Origin of the sequence: Actinocorallia herbida, assembly GCF_003751225.1 — a bacterium.
GTDB lineage: Bacteria > Actinomycetota > Actinomycetes > Streptosporangiales > Streptosporangiaceae > Actinocorallia > Actinocorallia herbida.
Genome location: NZ_RJKE01000001.1, coordinates 8,927,532 through 8,945,248, shown reverse-complemented (window position 1 = coordinate 8,945,248; position 17,717 = coordinate 8,927,532). Strand labels below are relative to the sequence as shown.

Annotated in this window: 16 protein-coding genes; 5 read left to right on the top strand and 11 right to left on the bottom strand. The window is 72.4% G+C overall.

What is annotated here, in order from left to right; all coding sequences use genetic code 11:
• Positions 1-65: 65 nt before the first annotated feature.
• The 10 genes from EDD29_RS45105 to fbaA form a co-directional block, all read right to left on the bottom strand.
• Positions 66-935: a hypothetical protein gene (locus EDD29_RS45105; RefSeq protein ID WP_148086260.1), complete on the bottom strand. Its 870-nt coding sequence runs from the start codon at positions 933-935 to the stop codon at positions 66-68.
• Complete coding sequence (locus tag EDD29_RS40710; RefSeq protein WP_148086259.1) at positions 932-1,711, bottom strand: hypothetical protein; 780 nt, start codon at positions 1,709-1,711, stop codon at positions 932-934. The genes EDD29_RS45105 and EDD29_RS40710 overlap by 4 nt, the downstream gene beginning before the upstream one ends.
• 28 nt (positions 1,712-1,739) lie before the next feature.
• Positions 1,740-3,851, bottom strand: coding sequence for a tetratricopeptide repeat protein (locus EDD29_RS40705; protein WP_123669480.1), 2,112 nt, complete (start codon positions 3,849-3,851; stop codon positions 1,740-1,742).
• A 3-nt stretch (positions 3,852-3,854) separates the two neighbouring features.
• Positions 3,855-4,661, bottom strand: coding sequence for a carbohydrate ABC transporter permease (locus EDD29_RS40700; protein WP_123669479.1), 807 nt, complete (start codon positions 4,659-4,661; stop codon positions 3,855-3,857).
• Positions 4,658-5,584, bottom strand: a complete 927-nt coding sequence (locus EDD29_RS40695) for a carbohydrate ABC transporter permease (protein WP_123669478.1) — start codon at positions 5,582-5,584, stop codon at positions 4,658-4,660. The genes EDD29_RS40700 and EDD29_RS40695 overlap by 4 nt, the downstream gene beginning before the upstream one ends.
• The gene (locus tag EDD29_RS40690) at positions 5,581-6,918 is read right to left on the bottom strand and encodes an ABC transporter substrate-binding protein (protein ID WP_123669477.1); all 1,338 of its coding nucleotides are present in this window, start codon (positions 6,916-6,918) and stop codon (positions 5,581-5,583) included. Before EDD29_RS40690 ends, EDD29_RS40695 begins: the two co-directional genes overlap by 4 nt.
• 108 nt (positions 6,919-7,026) lie before the next feature.
• On the bottom strand, positions 7,027-7,935 hold the full coding sequence (locus EDD29_RS40685) for a glycerophosphodiester phosphodiesterase family protein (protein ID WP_123669476.1): 909 nt from the start codon (positions 7,933-7,935) through the stop codon (positions 7,027-7,029).
• 163 nt (positions 7,936-8,098) lie between these two features.
• Positions 8,099-9,382 (bottom strand): adenylosuccinate synthase, encoded by a 1,284-nt coding sequence (locus EDD29_RS40680; RefSeq protein WP_123669475.1) that lies wholly within the window; start codon positions 9,380-9,382, stop codon positions 8,099-8,101.
• A 107-nt stretch (positions 9,383-9,489) separates the two neighbouring features.
• A complete protein-coding gene (locus EDD29_RS40675) occupies positions 9,490-9,897 on the bottom strand; it encodes a DUF3151 domain-containing protein (protein WP_123669474.1) in 408 nt (135 codons plus the stop codon).
• Positions 9,898-9,942: 45 nt separating this feature from the next.
• Positions 9,943-10,962 carry a class II fructose-bisphosphate aldolase gene (gene fbaA / locus EDD29_RS40670; RefSeq protein WP_123669473.1) on the bottom strand — a complete coding sequence of 340 codons (1,020 nt, stop codon included), beginning with the start codon at positions 10,960-10,962 and terminating at the stop codon, positions 9,943-9,945.
• A 243-nt stretch (positions 10,963-11,205) separates the two neighbouring features.
• On the opposite strand from fbaA, the gene EDD29_RS40665 reads away from it, so the two are divergent.
• Positions 11,206-11,658: a hypothetical protein gene (locus EDD29_RS40665; RefSeq protein ID WP_148086258.1), complete on the top strand. Its 453-nt coding sequence runs from the start codon at positions 11,206-11,208 to the stop codon at positions 11,656-11,658.
• A gap of 36 nt (positions 11,659-11,694) precedes the next feature.
• On the opposite strand, the gene pyrE is transcribed toward EDD29_RS40665, so the two are convergent.
• On the bottom strand, positions 11,695-12,228 hold the full coding sequence (gene pyrE / locus EDD29_RS40660; protein ID WP_123669471.1) for an orotate phosphoribosyltransferase: 534 nt from the start codon (positions 12,226-12,228) through the stop codon (positions 11,695-11,697).
• Positions 12,229-12,296: 68 nt separating this feature from the next.
• Here pyrE and EDD29_RS40655 point away from each other — a divergent pair, with 68 nt between their 5' ends.
• The 4 genes from EDD29_RS40655 to EDD29_RS40640 all read left to right on the top strand — a co-directional run bounded on the left by EDD29_RS40655 (position 12,297) and on the right by EDD29_RS40640 (position 17,638).
• Positions 12,297-12,746 (top strand): hypothetical protein, encoded by a 450-nt coding sequence (locus tag EDD29_RS40655; RefSeq protein ID WP_123669470.1) that lies wholly within the window; start codon positions 12,297-12,299, stop codon positions 12,744-12,746.
• Positions 12,747-12,962: 216 nt separating this feature from the next.
• On the top strand, positions 12,963-15,353 hold the full coding sequence (locus EDD29_RS40650; RefSeq protein ID WP_123669469.1) for a sigma-70 family RNA polymerase sigma factor: 2,391 nt from the start codon (positions 12,963-12,965) through the stop codon (positions 15,351-15,353).
• A 265-nt stretch (positions 15,354-15,618) separates the two neighbouring features.
• Positions 15,619-17,004, top strand: a complete 1,386-nt coding sequence (locus EDD29_RS40645; RefSeq protein WP_123669468.1) for an NYN domain-containing protein — start codon at positions 15,619-15,621, stop codon at positions 17,002-17,004.
• A 73-nt stretch (positions 17,005-17,077) separates the two neighbouring features.
• Positions 17,078-17,638, top strand: a complete 561-nt coding sequence (locus tag EDD29_RS40640; RefSeq protein WP_246053260.1) for a tetratricopeptide repeat protein — start codon at positions 17,078-17,080, stop codon at positions 17,636-17,638.
• Positions 17,639-17,717: the final 79 nt, after the last annotated feature.

Genomic DNA, 17,717 nt, shown 5'->3' with positions numbered 1-17,717 from the left:
CGCGGGCAACGTCCGCGTCTTCGTCGGCGGGGGCACGACCGGCACGTCATCGAGGTCGTCTGCTCCTACATCGTCCCCGAGTCCTGAGCGGGCCTCCGGGCCGTCCCTTCCGGTGGGGAGGGGCGGTTCGGATCCTTCGGGAGGGAGCTGTGGAGGTGAGTGGCCTCGCGGAGGGCGAGGGCGTAGGAAGAGGTGTCTCCCAGGTGGGCGTAGGAGTGGAGGGCTTGGGCGTAGGAGTGGAGGGCGGAGGCGGGGCGGTCGGCTTCGGCGTCGAGGCGGGCGAGGCGGAGGCTGACGGCGGCGTGGGTGCGGAGGTCGCGGGTGTCCTCGGCCTCGGCCTGCGCGGCCCGGAGCAGGGGCGTCAGGGCGTCGGAGGGGAGGCCGGCCGGGTCGGCGAGGTGGGGCAGATCGTGCAGGAGGGTGAGGAGAGGCGCCGACGGAGGGGGCGGCGGCGTGACGGCGAGGGCGCGGAACCCGTCCACGATGAGGGAAGGGCGCGGGACGCGGGTGGTGATGAGGGTGAAGCAGGATTCGGCGGCGGGAAGGTGAGCCACCACATCGAAGTCATCGGGCACGTTGTCGAGGATGAGGAGGCTGCGCGGCCCCTCAGGCGGGTCGGTGGGCGCGGGCGCGGGAGCGGCACAGAGGTCGGCGTGCCGTAGTCCACCCGGGAACAGCCCGTGCGCCTGGTGGGCCCATTGGAGCGCGAGGGTGCTCTTGCCGCTCCCGGACGGCCCGGTGAGCACGACGCCCGGGGGAGGCTCGGCCTCGGAGGCGGCCCGCCACAGCGCGGCGAGTTCCGTGCCGCGGGCCGCGCGTGACGGCGGATGGTCGGGGAACGGCGCGGGCAGCCGCAGGACCAGGCGGCCGACCTGCACCGCGGTGTCCACGGGGCCGTGCACCTCCAGATGGAGGGCGGGTTCGGAGGCCGTCACGGCGCTCCGGGGGGCGGCGCGGCGCTCAGGTGCACCCCGCCGATGATCTCGGCGGCCTGGATCAGGGTGCCGACCCGGGCGTCGGGGTGGACCGTCACCGACATCGCGGCGAGCGGCGCGGCCGGGGCGGGCTGCGGGATCTTGATCTCGTCCGGCGCCGCGGGCCGGGGCGCCGGGGGCGTGGTCCGGGGGACGAGCTCGCCGTCCGCCGCGATGGGCCGTCCACCGGTCCAGATCCAGGCGTCGGCGTCGAAGGGCCCGCCGACGCGCGCGGCGGTGAAGCGGGCGGCGGCCAGGCCCGGAGGATCGCGCCGGACCACGTCGTCGTAGAAGGAGTCGGAGACCATGAGCGCAAGGCGGGTGCCCGGGTCGTCGCGCAAGGCGGCGCGCAGCACCGCCGAGTCGAGCATCCGGCAGGTCTTCACCACCGCCCGGCCGACGAACCCGTTGTCGCCGAGCCACGCGATCCCGCAGTGGACGGACACGCGCAACCGGAAAGGCACGGCTTCGCCCTCCGCGCCGAGTCCTGTCCACAGGCTGTGGACAAAGTCCGCGAGGAAGCGCGCCTCGTCGGCCGGAGGGTCGACCAGCGCGACCTCTCCGTCGCCGGAAGGCTGCCGCGCGAGGGCGACGGCCGGGGCCGCCGCGGCGTGCGCCCCCCGGAGCAGCGCCGCTAGGCCGCGCTGCACCTCCTCCTGCGCGAGATCACCGCGTCCGCTGTAGTTCTCGACGTCCACCGCGACACAGATCCGCCGCGCGGCAAGGGCAGGGTCCACAGAGCCTCCTCCGCTAACGCAAGTCGCCTCACGGCCCAGTATCGCCGTGCCCGTCCGGCTCGGTCAGCGCCTCGAGACGGGACCGAAGCCGCTCCGATACGTCCTCGACACGTCCGCCGTCGAGGGAGGCGAGCCGCGCCCTTGCGGTGCGCCACAGCGTCGCCGCCTCCGCGTCCCGCCCTCGACGCGCGGCGGCGTCCCCGAGCAGGAGCAGTGCTCGGGCCTGGTCGCCGCGGTTGCCGCGCGTCTCGTAGGAGCGCAGCGCCCTTTCGAACAGGACGAGCGCGTCGTCTTCACGGCCCCGCGATAGCAGCACCTTCGCGAGGAGTTCCAGGGTCCAGCCTTCGCTCTTGAAGGCGCCCAGTTCGGCCAGCACGCGCAGGGCCGTCCGAAGGTTGGCCTCAGCCTCCGCGTACCGTCCGAGGTCCACGTACGCCTCCCCCAGCCCGTGGTACGCCCAGGCGAGGCCGAAGCGGTCGTCGCCGCGCGTGAACGCGGCGATCTCGGTGACGCGGAGGCGCAGGGAGTGCAGCGCGTGCCCCTGCGCGCGCACGAGGTCGGCCTGCCCGTGCAGCGCCCACCCGACGGCGGTCCAGTCGCGGTCGGCCACGAAGACCCCGTGCGCGCGCAGGGTCAGCCACAGGGCCCGGTCCAGGTCTCCCTCGTCGCGCAGCAGGTTCGCCTCGGCGTGGTCGGCGTCGGCGGTCCCGCGCGGGTCCCCGGCGGTCAGCTCCCGCATCGCCGCGACCTCCTCGAAGGCCTCCTTCATCCGCATGCCCTCGCGGTAGGCGAGCGCCAGCCTCTCGTGCAGCCGCGCCGCGCGGTCCGGCTGCCCGGCCTGGGCGCACAGCCGCGCCCCCCAGCGGTGCAGCCGCTCCCAGTCGCCGAACGGCGAGTGCACGTCGACGTCGGAGGTCACCGCGCGGACGAGGGCCCAGAGCTCCTCGACGAGCCCGCTGCGGAACAGCCGGCTCCCGGCCGCGACGATGTTGTCCCATTCCTCCAGGTACCACTGCCGGGCCTCGCGGGTGTCCGGCCCGTCGAGGGCGGCGCGGTGCTCGGCGGTGCGGGCCGCGTACCAGACCGCGGTGCGGTCGGCCGCCGCGTCGCCCCGGCCGGGACCGAGCAGTTCGCGCGCGTAGAGCGCGACGAGGTCGTGCATCCGGTAGCGGGGGCCGCCGTGGCCGTCCCGGACGTCGAGCAGGTGCAGGTCGGCGAGGCCGCGCAGCCGCTCCCCCGCGTCGGGCGCGCCGGTGAGCACGGCCGCGGAGCCCGCGGTGAGGTCGGCCAGCGGCAGTGCCGCGAGCAGCCGGAAGAAGCGCCGCGCCGAGGGGTCGAGCGAGGCGTAGGAGGAGGCGAAGGTCGCCCGGACCGCCCGGTCGCCCATGCCGTCGCTGAGCGCGAACAGCCGCCCGTCGGGGCGGGCGAGGGCCGCGGCGAGGTCGGCGGCGCGCAGGCCGGGGTCGAGCGCCAGCCGCGCCGCGGCGATCCGCAGCGCCAGCGGGAGCCTGCCGCAGGCGCGCGCGATGTCCTCGGCGGTCTCCTCCCCCGCCCCGGCCGCGGTGAGCAGCCGGACGGCGTCGCGGGGGCGCAGCCCGTCGAGGGCGAAGGTCAGCGCGTCCGGCGCGGTCATGACGCGCCTGCCCGTCGCCAGCAGCAGCGAGCCGCGGGCCGGGCGCAGCAGCGGCAGCTCGGCGGGGGAGACGACGTCGTCGACGACCACGACCATCCGGCGGCCGGCGGTGACCTCCCGGAACGCCGCCGCGCGGGCCTCGCGGTCGCCGGGGATGTGCGCGGGGGAGTGCCCGAGATCGCTGAGGAGGCGCTCCAGGACCTCCATCGCGCCCAGCCGTTCGCCGCCGCTGTGCGCGCGCGCCTCGGCGAACAGGGCGCCGCCGGGGAAGCGCCCGCGGAGCCGGTGCGCCGCCTCCAGCGCCAGCGCGGTCTTGCCGACCCCGGGACGGCCGCACAGGCAGATGATCGAGGGCGCCCCGGCCGATGACGCCTGGGCGACGATCTCTTCGAGTTCCTCGGCGCGTCCGGTGAAGGCCGCGGGACGGCGCGGCAGCGTCCAGGGCGGCCCGCCTTCCGGGGCGGCGGCTCCGGTCTCGACGACGACCGATCCGATCTGGACGCGCATCGGCTACCGCATCCAGGAGGCGTAGGCGCCCGCGGTGAAGTACCGCTGGGCGAACAGGAAGAGCAGGAGCAAAGGGAGCACGTACAGCAGGGATCCCGCGGCGAGGAGGTTGTCCACGCCGTGCCCGGACGGGTCCGCGTACCCCATCGGGACGGCCACCGCCAGCGTCGTCGTCCTCTCGTCGAGGAGCAGGCGCGGGCCCGTCCAGTCGCCCCAGGCCCAGGCGAAGGTGAGCACCGCGGAGGCGGTCAGGGCGGGGCCGGACTGGGGCAGCACGACGCGCAGGAACAGGCGGACGTGCCCGCAGCCGTCGATGAAGGCGGCCTCTTCGAGCTCCCTGGGGACGGCGGCGAAGAACTGCCGGAAGAGGAAGATGATGTAGGCGTTCCCGCCGAGCCCCCACAGGACCCACGGCCAGTACGTGCCGACGAGGCCGAGTCTCGCGAACAGCAGGTACGTCGGCACGAGGGTGACGATGCCGGGCGTCATCATGGTCATCACGAGCAGCGCGAACAGGGGCTTCTCCCCGCGTGCGGTGAGGCGCGCGAAGCCGTAGCCCGCGCAGACGGAACTCGCCGTCGTGAGCACCGAGTAGAGGCAGGCCAGGATGACGGAGTTCAGGAGGTGCCCGGAGAAGTCGATCCGGGTGAACGCGTCGGCGAAGTTCCCCCAGCGGGGCTGCGCGGGCAGCCAGTGGTCCGACGCCCGCTCATCGGGGCTCTTCAGCGCCGCGAGGAACAGCCACAGGAGAGGGCTGAGGAAGAGCACCGCCAGGCAGATCAGGGCGAAGTGCAGGAGGGGATGCCTCAAGGACGACCACCCCCGGGGCCGACCAAGGTGAAGACGAACCTTCGGGAGAGCCTGAACAGCACTCCTGTGCACGCGAGGGTGAGCAGGAAGAGCACCCACAGCAGAGCCGAGGCGTATCCGAAGCGCCCTTCGGCGAAGTAGGCCACATAGACGTGGATCATGAAGAAGTAGCCGCCCTGCGGCATCGTGGTGAGGTCGCCCCCGCCGGATCCGGGGGCCAGGAGCAGCGCGGGCAGGAACGTCTGGAGTCCCGCGGTGACCCCGGTGACGGCCTGGAACAGCAGGACGGGTGAGATGAGCGGCAGGGTGACCGCGGTGAACGTGCGCAGCGCCCCCGCGCCGTCCACCAGGGCGGCGTCGAAGAGGTCGCGCGGCACGTCCTGGAGGGCGGCGAGCGAGATCGTCATGAAGCTGCCGACGCCCCACAGCGCCAGGCAGACCAGCACGGCGGTCATGTGCGGCCCCTCCGTCCAGGTGACGGCCTCGGCCCCGGCGAGCCCGAGGACCCCGTTGACGGCCCCGGTGTCGCGCGCGAACAGCGCCTTGAACGCGATCGCCGTCGCCACCGGAGGCACCACGGAGGGAAGGAAGAACGCGGCGCGGTAGAAGGCCCGGCCCGGTAGGGGGCGCTGCACGAGAACGGCCAAGAGAAGTCCGCCAAGGACGCTCGCCGGAACGGTCGCCAAGGTGAACAGGGCGGTACGGGCGAAGGCTTCGCCCGCTCGCGCGTCGTGGAGGAGTTCGGTGTAGTTGGCGGCTCCGACGAAGTCGCTGTCCTGGGAGAGCACGTCGGCGCTGGTGAGGCTCAGCCAGAAGGCGTACGCCAGGGGGAAGGCGGTGAGGGTGAGGAACCCGATGACCCACGGAAGGACGAACACGTAGAAGACGCGGCTCTTGCGGGCCGTCCCTGCGGGAGCGCTCACCCGACCCGCTCCCTCCCGCGCGCGAGGACCTCGTTGATCTCGGTGGTCAGCAGTTCGGCGAGGGCGCCGGGCGACGCGTCACGCGCGAACGCCTCGGGGACGACCCGGTTGATGACGGCGTCCAGCGCCTCCTCCCGGGCGTAGGGGGTGAAGGACAGGACCGTGAGATGGGGCAGCTCCGCGCGCTGGACCTCCAGCGCTCGCGTCTGGAACGGCTCGGCGGCGGGCAGCCGCGACCGCAGCGAGGTGAGCGGCGGCACGCCGAAGCCGCGGTCGGCGCGGTCGCGGGCGGGCGCCCCGGCGAAGTACCACTCGAAGAACGCCCAGGCGGTCTCGGGGATGGGGCAGGTCCGCGGGATCCACAGGCCCGCCGCGGCGTAGCAGGGGCTGACACGCGGCCCTCCGAACGACGGCGCGGGCATGAGCCGGGCGTCCGCGGGCAGGGCGGGCTCGTCGGCGATGAGGGCGCCGAGCCAGTACCCGGCCATGACCATCGCCATCCGCCGCGCCTGGAAGGCGGGCCACGGCCACCCGTCGGGGTTCAGGTCGACGGGGCTGAAACCGGTCCGCGCCCGGATGTAGGCGAGATACCAGCGCAGGACCTCCCTGGGCTCGGGCGCGGAGAAGTCGACGGTCGCGAGGTCGTCGCCGAAGATCCGGCCGCCCGCCGACGCCGTCATCCCCATCAGGTGGAGGAATCCGCCGAGTCCGGACACGTCGAGGCCGTAGGTGGTGGTCCGGCCACCGCTGCGGACGGTCAGGTCGCGGGCCAGGTCCAGCCAGGCGTCGTGGCCGAGAGGCCGGGACGGGTCGGGCAGGGCCACCCCGGCGCGGTCGAAAAGGGAGGCGTCGCACCAGAACATCCCGTCTTGGGAGTAGTCCTTGACGAGTCCGTACCGGGGCCCGGCTCCCTGCCGGACTCCGTCGAACCGCCACGCGTCGCCCACGGGGTCGAGGTCGGCCGCGTCGATGGCCTTGCTCGCCGTGAGGTGGGGATCGAGGTCGAGGGCGAGCCGGGACGCGGCGAGGAAGGGCGCGTCGATGGTCCCGCTCCCCCGGATGACGTCCGGGGGACCGCCTTCGGCGAGCATCGCGGTGAGCCGGGTGAGATCGGGGTCGAGCCGGCGGACCCGGACGCCGAGGACCCGTTCCGCCTCCTTGCGCGCGGCCTCGTCGAACTCGTTCGCGTGCGTCATCACGGTCAGCTCGCCGTTGTGCCGGGCGGGCTTCGCGCATCCGGCGAGGGCGGCGCCGGCCAGCGCCTGGGCGCCGAGCCCGAGGACGCCGCGGCGGGAGAGCGACCTGGCGGGGGAGGGACCGTCATGCGACCGCATAGGTGGGTTGTACCCCTAGGTCCCAGCCTTTGTCTCAGACAACAACGAAACGGTCATGCAACGACATTTATGAGCTTCCCGGTCGCAAAGATCACCGGGTCGTGGGCGTCATGAGGCGGCGGCCTCGACCGTACGGTACGGCTCGGGAACGGCATGCCCATGGGCGGTCATGACGACGCGGAGCAGATCCGGGTAGTCCGTGACGATCGCGGCGACGCCCATGCCGAGGTACCTGGCCATCGCCTCGGGGGTGTTGACCGTCCAGACCGTCACCGGGAGGCCGAGCCCGGCGGCCCGCTCGAACAGGGCCTCGTCGAGCATCGTGTACTGCGGCGAGAAGATCGTCGCGCCCTCGGCGAGCGCCGACAGGGCGGGGTCGCGCGGGTCCGCGCCGGCCAGCCAGGACGGGTCGGCCAGGGTCGGCGGCTCGGCCAGCGCCACCCGGGCCACCGACGGCTCCAGCCGCCGCGTGTGCTTGAGGAACCGCCAGTCGAAGCCGAGCAGCCGGGTGCGGTGCAGCAGGCCGTGCGCGGCGAGGACGGCGAGCACCTCGGAGACGAAGTAGGCGACCTCCGCGTCCGGCCAGGACGGGTCGGTCTTCAACTCGACGCACAGCCTTACGCTCCCGGCGGGGGCGAGCAGCGCGCACGCCTCGTCCAGCGTCGCGAGCGGCGTGCCCGGCAGCGCGAGCGCGGTGCGGCGGTAGGGATCGGCGGGATCCGCGGCGCGCACCCCGGAGTCCAGGGTCTTGAGCTGGTCGAGCCGCAGCGTCCGGATGGGCCGCCCGACGTACGGGAACTGCGGGTCCCCGGGGAAGGCCGGTCCGGTGTCCCGGGTCGTCAGCGGTGAGACGGTCTGGTCGTGGTGCAGCACCACGACGCCGTCCGCGGAGAACCCGACATCGAACTCGACGGCGTCGACGCCGAGCGCGAGGGCGTGTGCGAAGGCCGGAAGGGTGTTCTCGGGACGAAGTCCGCGAGCACCCCGATGCCCCTGGAGTTCGACACATCGGTCCATGCGCTCAAGATTACGCACAGTAATGTAACGCCCCCCGATCGTGCCGGTTGCCTGCGGAAGAACAACTCCTGGCCAGGGTAGGAGAGGCCTTCTAGCCGCCGGTCGATCGGGGGGTGTGAGAGAGGACACCCGATGTGTGCGGGGCGGCCGAGGCCGCCCCGGGTCAGATCAGATCACGCAGGGTGAGCGTTTGGTCGCGGCCGGGGCCGACGCCGATCGCCGAGATCCGGGCGCCGGAGAGCTCTTCGAGCCGCCGGACGTACGCCTGGGCGTTCGGCGGCAGGTCGTCGAACGTCTTGGCGCCCGTGATGTCCTCGCGCCAGCCCGGCAGGATCTCCAGGACCGGCTTGGCGTGGTGGAAGTCCGTCTGGTTCGACGGCATCTCGTCGTGCCGCACGCCCTCGACGTCGTAGGCGACGCAGATCGGGATCTCCTCGAGGCCCGACAGCACGTCGAGCTTGGTGAGGAAGAAGTCCGTGACGCCGTTGACCCGCGCGGCGTACCGGGCGATCACCGCGTCGAACCAGCCGCAGCGCCGGTCGCGGCCGGTGGTGACGCCGTACTCGCCGCCGGTGGTGCGCAGGTACTCGCCCATGTCGTCGAGCAGTTCGGTCGGGAACGGTCCCGAGCCGACGCGCGTGGTGTAGGCCTTCAGGATGCCGATGACGCCCGTGACCTTCGTCGGCCCGACACCCGAGCCGGCGCAGGCGCCGCCCGCGGTCGGCGACGAGGACGTGACGAACGGGTAGGTGCCGTGGTCGACGTCCAGGAGCGTGCCCTGGGCGCCTTCCAGCAGGACGACCTTGCCGGCGTCGAGCGCCTGGTTGACGATCAGCTCCGTGTTGGCGACGTACGGGCGCAGCCGCTCGCCGTAGGCCAGGTACTCCTCCACGATCGGCTCGACCAGCATCGGCCGCCGGTTGTAGACCTTGGTGAGTACCTGGTTCTTCTCCCGCAGCGACAGCTCCACCTTCTTCTGGAGGATGCCGGGGTCGAAGAGGTCCTGGATCCGGACGCCCATGCGCGCGATCTTGTCGCCGTAGGCGGGGCCGATGCCGCGGCCGGTGGTACCGATCCGGGCCTTGCCGAGGTAGCGCTCGGACACTTTGTCCAGCGCGCGGTGGTGGGGCATGATCAGATGGGCGTTGGCCGAGATCAGCAGGCGCGAGCAGTCCACGCCACGGGCCATCAGGCCCTCGATCTCGTGCAGCAGCACACCCGGGTCGATCACGACGCCGTTGCCGATGACGGGCACGACGTCAGGGGACAGGATTCCCGACGGCAGCAGGTGCAGCGCGTACGACTTGTCCCCGATGACGACGGTGTGTCCGGCGTTGTTGCCCCCCTGGTAGCGGACGACGTAGTCGACCTTCCCGCCAAGCAGGTCGGTCGCCTTTCCCTTGCCTTCGTCGCCCCACTGAGCACCGACGAGCACGATGGCCGGCATCTGACGATCTCCTTCAAGGCCAATAGAAAAGCCCCTGATCGCAAGCGAACAAGGGGCCTCTTGCGATCAGATACTACCCGGCGCAGTCCGGCAGGGAAACTGCGACGTCAGGCCAGGGCCTGCGCGGCGGTCTCACTGGAGTCCCGGAGGAACGTCCGGCAGCGCTCGGCCTCTCCGTCCTCACCGATCGCGGCGGCCGCCCGGCCGAGTGCGGCCAGCGCCCGCAGGAAGCCGCGGTTGGGCACGTGCTCCCACGGAACCGGCCCGTGGCCCTTCCAGCCGTTGCGGCGCAGCGCGTCCAGGCCGCGGTGGTAGCCGGTGCGGGCGAACGCGTAGGACTCGATGACGTCTCCGCGCTCGAAGGCGCCTTCGGCGAGGACCGCCCAGGCCGCCGCGTAGGTCGGGAACTTGGCGGCCACCTCGTGCGGCTCGACGCCGTCGGCGAGGAGCTTCGCCGCCTCGGGCTCATCGGGAAGAAGGGTGGGGGCCGGGCCGCCCAGCAGGTTCTGGCTCATACCCGCATGCTAGGCATCCCGGCCCCCGCCCTTGGCCGCAGGGCCTTACTTGATCTTCTTGCCGGCCGAGAGCAGGTCCTCACAGGCCGTCACGATCCGGGCGGTCATGGACGCCTCGGCGGCCTTGCCCCAGGAGCGCGGGTCGTACAGCTTCTTGTTGCCGACCTCGCCGTCGACCTTCAGCACGCCTTCGTAGTTGCGCAGCATGTGGTCGGCGACCGGACGGGTGAACGCGTACTGGGTGTCGGTGTCGATGTTCATCTTGATGACGCCGTAGGAGAGGGCCTCGCGGATCTCCTCCAGCGTGGAGCCGGAACCGCCGTGGAACACGAGGTCGAACGGCTTGTCCTTGCCGTACTTGGCGCCGACGGCGTCCTGGAGCTCCTTCAGGACCTCCGGGCGCAGCTTCACGGCGCCGGGCTTGTACACGCCGTGCACGTTGCCGAAGGTCGCGGCGAGGATGTACCGGCCCTTGTCGCCGGTGCCGACCGCGGCGGCGGTCTCCAGGGCGTCCTCGACCGTGGTGTACAGCTTCTCGTTGATCTCGTGCGAGACGCCGTCCTCTTCGCCGCCTACGACGCCGATCTCCATCTCCATGACCGTCCTGGCCTTGACGGACTCGGCGAGCAGGTCGACCGCGATCTCCAGGTTCTCCTTCAGCGGCACGGCCGAGCCGTCCCACATGTGCGACTGGAACAGGGGCTCCTGGCCGCGCGCGACGCGCTCCTGGGAGATCTTGATCAGCGGCCGCATGAAGCCGTCGAGCTTGTCCTTCGGGCAGTGGTCGGTGTGCAGCGCGATCTGCACGTCGTACTCGGCGGCGACGACGCGGGCGTACTCGGCGAACGCCGCGGAGCCGGTCACCATGCTCTTGAGGGAACCGGACAGGTACTCCGCCCCACCGGTCGACACCTGGATGATGCCGTCGCTCTCCGCCTCGGCGAAGCCGCGCAGGGCGGCGTTGAGCGTCTGGCTGGAGGTCACGTTGATCGCCGGATAGGCGAATCCGCCCTGCTTGGCGCGGTCGAGCATCTCCGTGTAGACCTCGGGAGTGGCGATGGGCATGCTGCGTTCCTCTCATCCGGGGCAGGTCAGCCGCCGTGCACGCACGACGGTGCCGCAGGAGGGTGCGGCGATGGTCTGCCTCTGCCTCCTACTATCTCGTACGCCTTCGGAGCGGCCCCGGATGGGGTTTGGCGGGGGTCGGGTGGAAAGCCGTGACTGGGGTAGTGAACACTGGTTGGTCTCATGGGTCACGGATGTGTAGTTTCGTTCGCCGGACCCCACTTGTGTCGCTAGTCTCATCCCGTGGGCCGTCACCGAAATGACCCTCGTGGTCTCGTCAACATCCTGATCATCGCCGTGGGCGTAGCGCTCGCCCTCGGTCTGGTGGTGGTCGGTGGTACAGCCCTGGTGAGTTCGATGAAATCCGAGGCGGTGGGCCCCTCGGAGTCGGACCCCGGGTCCTCGGCCTCGATGAGCGCGTCCATCGAGGGCAAGCGCACGGTCTACGCGACGATCAAATTCGTGAAAAAAGTCGACGTCTTCGCGGCAGGCCCCGGCAATTCGCCCGTCTACTGGCGCGGGCAATTCGGCAAGGGCGACGAGCGCGAGGTGCTGTGGCCCGACGTGGACGTCACGATCGGCGACTCCGCGGCCGTCCAGGTGAAGGTCGACGGCAAGGCGATCGAGCTCCCCTCCGGCAAGATCACGATCTCCTTCGTCAAGGGCTCCGCCAAGGCCCGCAGCGTCGAAAGCTGACCGCGGACCCCGGCGGGGATGGGCGTCTTCCGCGCCCTACAGGCCCAGGGCCGCCAGGTCATAGGCGTACCGGTACTCCAGGCCCGCCGCGGTGATCGGCTCGGCCGCGCTGCGCTCCACCACGGTGGCCACGCCGACGACCGTGGCCCCGGCCTCGCGGGCCGCCTCGACCGCGGTGAGCGGGGATCCACCGGTCGTCGAGGTGTCCTCCACGATGAGCACCCGCTTCCCGGCGATGTCCGGGCCCTCGATCCGCCGCTGCATCCCGTGCTGCTTGGCGGCCTTGCGCACCACGAACGCGTCGAGCCGCTGACCGCGCGCGGCCGCCGCGTGGAGCATCGCCGTGGCGACAGGGTCGGCGCCGAGGGTGAGGCCGCCGACGGCGGTGTAATCGAGGTCGGTCGTCAGGTCGAGCATGACCTTGCCGATCAGCGGGGCGGCCTGGCCGTCAAGGGTGACCCTCCGCAGGTCCACGTAGAACGCGGCCTTCCGGCCGGAGGAAAGGGTGAAGTCGCCGTGCACCACGGCCTTCGTCTTGATCTCTTGCAGTAGCTCTTCGCGGTCACTCACGCGTCAAGCCTAGGGTCGACGGGGTCCCGGTCGGCACTCGGGTGGGTGCGGGATGTAACGATGGGTCCATGACGCCAGGCACTCTCGTTCTCCTCGGCGCACCGCTTCCCGGTGGGCTGGCCGACGAACTGCGTACGCAAGGGCTGCACGTCGTCGTTCCGCAGCCCACAGATGATCCGGCCACCGGCGCCCGCTACATCGCGGGCTCGTCCCTGGCCATCGCCGCCGCGGCCCCGGAGGCCCCGCTGGTGCTGGTCGGGCACGGGTGCGCCGGACCCTTGCTGCCCTCGCTCGCCGGGGCCCAGAAGGCCGCGCACAGGCTGGTGGGCGGCTACGTCTTCCTCGACGCCGATCTGCCGGCCCACGGCGGCGACTGGCCGGACGCGCCCTGCGCGTTCCTCGCCACGTCGCCCGACGACGTCAGGTTGAAGGCGGCCAGGGCCCGTGCCTGGGAGACCGCCCATACGGCTCCGGAGAACCTGTCGGAGACGCTCAGCAAGCTGATCGCCCAACTCTGAACCGGCCGCCTTCCCGGCGGGCGCGACGAGCGCGGCACGTGCGACGTGCCGCGCTCGTCGCGTGTCGCGTGTCGCGTGTCGCGGGGCGGCCCGGGGCGCGGTAGGAGAAGATCGGGTAAAGATCCCCGCGACTACGGGTCATGACCTCGTTCGCGGAAACACCCCTAAGCACTGTCCGTAGCCAATAGATTACTCTGCGGCTGCAAAGGGGGTGCCATGGGGGAGCAGAAGGCCGTCGGGCCGAGCGACGCCGAGCTCATCGAGCGGATTCGGCAAGGCGAGACCGCTGGGTACGGGGTGCTGTACGAACGGCACAAGGAGGCGGCGCGACGCCTCGCGCGGTCGCTCGTGGACGGCGACGCCGAGGCCGACGACGCCGTCGCCGACACCTTCACGAGGGTCCTCGCCGTGCTCCAACGCGGCGGAGGCCCGGAGGACGCGTTCCGGCCCTATCTGCTCACCTCGCTTCGCAGGACCGTCGTCGACCGCTACCGGCGGCGCTCCCGCGAGACGAGCACCGACGCCATCGAGAGCTACGACCCGGGCGTTCCGTTCGTCGATCCGGCACTGGCAGGGCTGGAGAACGAGCTGATCGTCCGGGCGTACCTCTCCCTGCCGGACCGGTGGCAGGCGGTGCTGTGGCACACCGTCGTCGAGGGGGAGAAGCCCGCTGAGGCGGGCAAGGTCCTCGGGCTCAGCGCCAACGGCACCGCCGTGCTCGCGCTCCGCGCCCGGGAAGGGCTGCGCCGCGCCTACCTGAGGATGCACGCCCCGGCCCACCCGGACGCGGCCTGCGCGCCCGTGCTCGACATGCTCCCCGCGCTCGTCCGCGAACCCGCGAGGTCGCGCGGCCGGGAGCGGATGGACAGGCACCTGCGCGAATGTCCCTTCTGCAAGGGCATCTACGAGGAGCTGTCCTCGCTCAACGACGGGCTCGGCGTGACCGTGGGGCCTCTCGTCCTCGGCCTCGCCGCGTCCTCCTACCTCACCAAGGGCGCTTTCGCGGCCCTCGGCCTGCTCTGGGGCCGGGTCCCGAAGCAGGGCCGCAGGGCCACCGCCGCGGGCGTCGCGGCCGCCCTGGTGGCCGCGGCGGCCATGGCCTGGCCCGCCTCGAACACCGAGCCGGCCTCGCCCGGGGCGCCCGGCGCTCCCCCGGCCGTCGCGGACCCTCAGCCGTCCCAGGCGCCCGCGGACCCTTCCGCGGGCGCACAACCCGCGAAGCCTCCCGGGCCGCCGGTCCAGTTCGCCGTGCCCGACCCGCCCGCCGCGCCCGCGGTGCCCGGGGCGCCGGGGGCGCCTGCCGTGCCCGCGGTGACCTCGACGTCCCCGGCCGTCACGTCCGCCCCGCCCTCCCCGGTGCTGCGCGCGGAGATCGGGACGGTCGGGGCCCTGCTGCCCGGCAGCCGGGGGATCATCGCCCTGGCCGTCCGGAACGAGGGGCGCGGCAGGTCCGGCGACCTCATCGCCGACGTGACCCTCCCCTCCGGAGTCGTCCTCGACGGGGCGGGCACCGGACGGGCCTCGGCCCGGTGGGTGTCCCGGGTGCCTTTCGGCGACGGCTGGTCCTGCCGCCCCGCGGCCGAAGCCCTGCGCTGCACCCGTGCGGGCCTTCCCGCCGGACGTTCTTCGGCGGCCTACCTTCACGTGAACGTAGCGCCGGGCGCCCAGCGGGGCGTGGTCCCGTCCGTCGCGGTCCGATCCTCCGGCACCCGGGTGACGGCGCGAGGCAAGGCGGGCGTCCTGGCCGCAGGGCTTCCCGCGCGGTACGCGGTGGACGGACGGGTGCGCGTCCAGCGGGTCGGCAACGCCCTGCTGAGCTGCCGCGAGGCCGAGCACGGCTGCGCCGAGGCCAGGCAGCGCAAAGGCGGCAGGCTCGACAACGACCTGTGGAAGATGGCCTCCCTCGACCTCGACGAGGACCCGGCCACCACCCGGTCCAGCTCGGCGCGCCTCGCCCTGCCCGGACGGGTGCTCTTCGCGGGCCTGTACTGGTCCGGCACGGGCCGGGAAGGCGCCATGGCCAAGCTGCGCGCCCCCTCCGGTGGCTACAAGGCGGTCGAAGCGGAGGAGACGGACATCGTCGACCTCCCGGGCTTCCCGGCCTATCAGTCCTTCGCCGACGTGACCGCGCAGGTGAAGGCGGGCGGCACAGGCGACTGGACGGTCGCGGACGTGCAGGGCGGCGAAGGCGTCGGCCACTACGCGGGCTGGAGCCTCGTCGTCGTGTCAGAGGACGTCTCGGCCCCGCTCAGCCGCGCGATGGTGCTCGACGGAGCGCGCGCGCTCGGACCCACCGGAGCCGACACCCTCCAGGTGCCGTTGGACGGCCTCCTGCCCGCGGCGATCCCCGCCGAACTCGGCTTCGTCGCCTGGGAGGGGGACGAGGAGCTGGCCGACGACGGGATCGTCCTGGACGGCAAGAAGCTCGGCGGCCCCAACGCGTTCAGGAGCGTCGCGGAAGGAGCACTCGGGCAATCCCTCACTTTCGGCGTCGACGTGGTGGGGCACGACGCGGAACTCGGCGGGAAGTCATCCGTCGCCCTCACCACCAAGGCCGATGCCTATGTGGCCGGTGTGGTGACGGTAACGGCTCCCCTGCGGAGCTGACCGTTGTCGAGATCCGCCGTAAAGAACGTGTGAACTCCTTAACGGACAGTCCGGAACGGCTGGTAGCGTCCGCGCTCAGCCACCGTCATCGGCCACTCCACCTGCCTCCTCACCCTTGCGCCCGGCATGCGCGCGGTAAGAGGATGGCGAATCACCGGAACGGCTTACGGCGGGAGTGGCTTTCATTAGGCTAGAGCCGCCCGGGCTCTGAGCTGGGTCGATTCGGGTCGCAGACCTCCACTCGGGGTCGGAGAGGTGTTGCCTTGTGGAACGCTGTGCGCTCTTCGTAGACGCCGGTTACCTGCTGGCTGACGGCGCGATGGCGGTGCACGGAGTCCGCCAGCGCGAGCAGGTGTCCTGGGACTTCCCCGGGCTGCTCCAACTGCTGGGCAACCTCGCCCGGGAACGCGCCGGAATGCCGCTGCTGCGCTGCTACTGGTACGAGACCAGCGTGGAAGGGCGCCGGACTCCCGAGCACGAGGCGCTCGCCGACCTCCCCGGGCTGAAGCTGCGGCTGAGCCGGAGCCGTCCGGGCCGCCGCGAGAGCGTCGACGCCGAGCTGCACCGGGACCTCATGACCCTCGCCCGCAACGGGGCCATCGCCGACGCCGTCGTGGTGAGCGGAGACGAGGACCTCGCCGCCGTGCTCCAGGACGCCCAGGACCTCGGCATCCGGGTCACCGTCGTGCACGTCGCGGTGGAAGGCAACTGGACCATCTCCCGGGTGCTCCGCCAGGAGTGCGACGACCTCATCGAGATCGGCGCCGGGCACCTGCGGCCCTACGCCTCGGCCGCGCCAGCCGCCGAGCGTCCGGCCGAGCCTCCGGCGCAGAGCCCGGTGCCCTCGTCCATGCCCGCCTCCCTGGCGAGCGTGCTCGCCGCCTCTTCGAACGGCTCCTCCCTCAGCTCCCTGACCAACGGCCTGACCTCGGCGGCCTCGGCCCCGGTCGCGCACCACACTCCGGCTCCCGCGCCCGTCGTGGCGCCGCAGCTCCCGGCGCCGTCCACCACCGGCTCCAATGTCCTCAGCGGCATCCCCTTCTCCACCCCGTCGGCCGCGCCGGCTCCCGCGCCGCCCACCCAGCCGAGTTACGCCACCCCCGTCGCGGAGCCGACCTATGCCAGTCCTGTCGCGGAGGCGAGCTACGCCAGTCCCGTGGCGGAGCCGAGCTATCTGACCTCGGGCACGGTCACCCCCAATCCGTTCGCGGTTCCGGCCCCGGCGCCCTCTTCCTACGGCACGGCGTCAGCACAGTTCGGCACCACGTCCTCGCCCTTCGGCTCCCTGCCGCCCTCCTCCTATCCGCTCACGCCCCCGCCGACCCCTGCCGCGCCCGTCCACTCGGCCTACAGCGCCTCGCCCGCGCTGCCGGTCGTGCCGCAGCCGGCGGTGCCCTCACCCGGGCCGAGCCTTTCCGACGCGGTGAAGGCGGCGCACACCGAGGGTCAGGACTTCGGCGAGTCGGTGGCCCGCGACGCGCCGGCCCTGTGGTTGGAGGCCGTGCTCGCCCGCAAGCCGCGTATGCCCTCCGACCTCGAGGCCCGGCTGCTCCAAGGCTCGGCGCTGCCGATCGACTTCCTGCTGCACGACGAGGTTCGGCACTCCCTGCGCCGCGGATTCTGGGACGCGCTCGAGCGCTCCCGTCGGTGACCTCGCCGCCACCTTCCGCTGATCTTGAGTAATCTCCCGGTTTTGCCGGGGGAGCGCGGGTAACGTCTAAGCCGTGACCCACGTGACCGAAGGCGACCTCGACGACCTGGAGTTCGACAGCCTGCGGACGGGAGATCACCGCTCCGCAGCCGTGACCTTCGCCGACTGGGCGGACAACGCCACCACGGATGAGGGCCTGACCCGCGCGATGCTGCTGCTGCGCGCCGGCGAGCAGTTCCAGCACGCGGGCGAGCACTCCCACGCGGCCGAGGTGTACCGCCGTGCCATCGAAGACGGCGGGGAGACGTACGGCGACGCCCGTGTCTACCTCGCAGACGCACTCCTGAAGCTCGGCGACAACGCAGGTGCCATCGGCCTGCTCGCCGAGATCCGAGAGAGCGCCCCGACCGACCCCGAGGTGTTCCGCTCCGTCGCCGAGATCCTCTACGAGCACGGCGACCTGCTCGGCGCGCACACCTGGTCCACGCACGGTGCCGACCTGGTGCTCGCGCTGCCCGAGCGGACCCGCGGCGACGCCGCCGAGAGCCTCGAGGGCCTGCTCCGCCTGCGGTTCCGCGCCCGAGTCGACCTTGGCAGACCCGAGGACGAATACGACGCGCTCCTGGACGCCTGAGCCAGGGAGCTCCTCCGCGCAGGCGCGCTCTCGGCGCGCCTCCGCGCGCCTCCGCGCGTTCTTCCCTTCGCGAGCCACG

What these genes read in the sequence shown, in the direction of transcription:
- EDD29_RS40705 (WP_123669480.1), bottom strand. Translation starts at nt 3,851, where the DNA reads ATGCGCGTCCAGATCGGATCGGTCGTCGTCGAGACCGGAGCCGCCGCC.
- EDD29_RS40690 (WP_123669477.1), bottom strand. Translation starts at nt 6,918, where the DNA reads ATGCGGTCGCATGACGGTCCCTCCCCCGCCAGGTCGCTCTCCCGCCGC.
- EDD29_RS40685 (WP_123669476.1), bottom strand. Translation starts at nt 7,935, where the DNA reads ATGGACCGATGTGTCGAACTCCAGGGGCATCGGGGTGCTCGCGGACTT.
- EDD29_RS40680 (WP_123669475.1), bottom strand. Translation starts at nt 9,382, where the DNA reads ATGCCGGCCATCGTGCTCGTCGGTGCTCAGTGGGGCGACGAAGGCAAG.
- EDD29_RS40675 (WP_123669474.1), bottom strand. Translation starts at nt 9,897, where the DNA reads ATGAGCCAGAACCTGCTGGGCGGCCCGGCCCCCACCCTTCTTCCCGAT.
- fbaA (WP_123669473.1), bottom strand. Translation starts at nt 10,962, where the DNA reads ATGCCCATCGCCACTCCCGAGGTCTACACGGAGATGCTCGACCGCGCC.
- EDD29_RS40655 (WP_123669470.1), top strand. Translation starts at nt 12,297, where the DNA reads ATGACGCCAGGCACTCTCGTTCTCCTCGGCGCACCGCTTCCCGGTGGG.
- EDD29_RS40650 (WP_123669469.1), top strand. Translation starts at nt 12,963, where the DNA reads ATGGGGGAGCAGAAGGCCGTCGGGCCGAGCGACGCCGAGCTCATCGAG.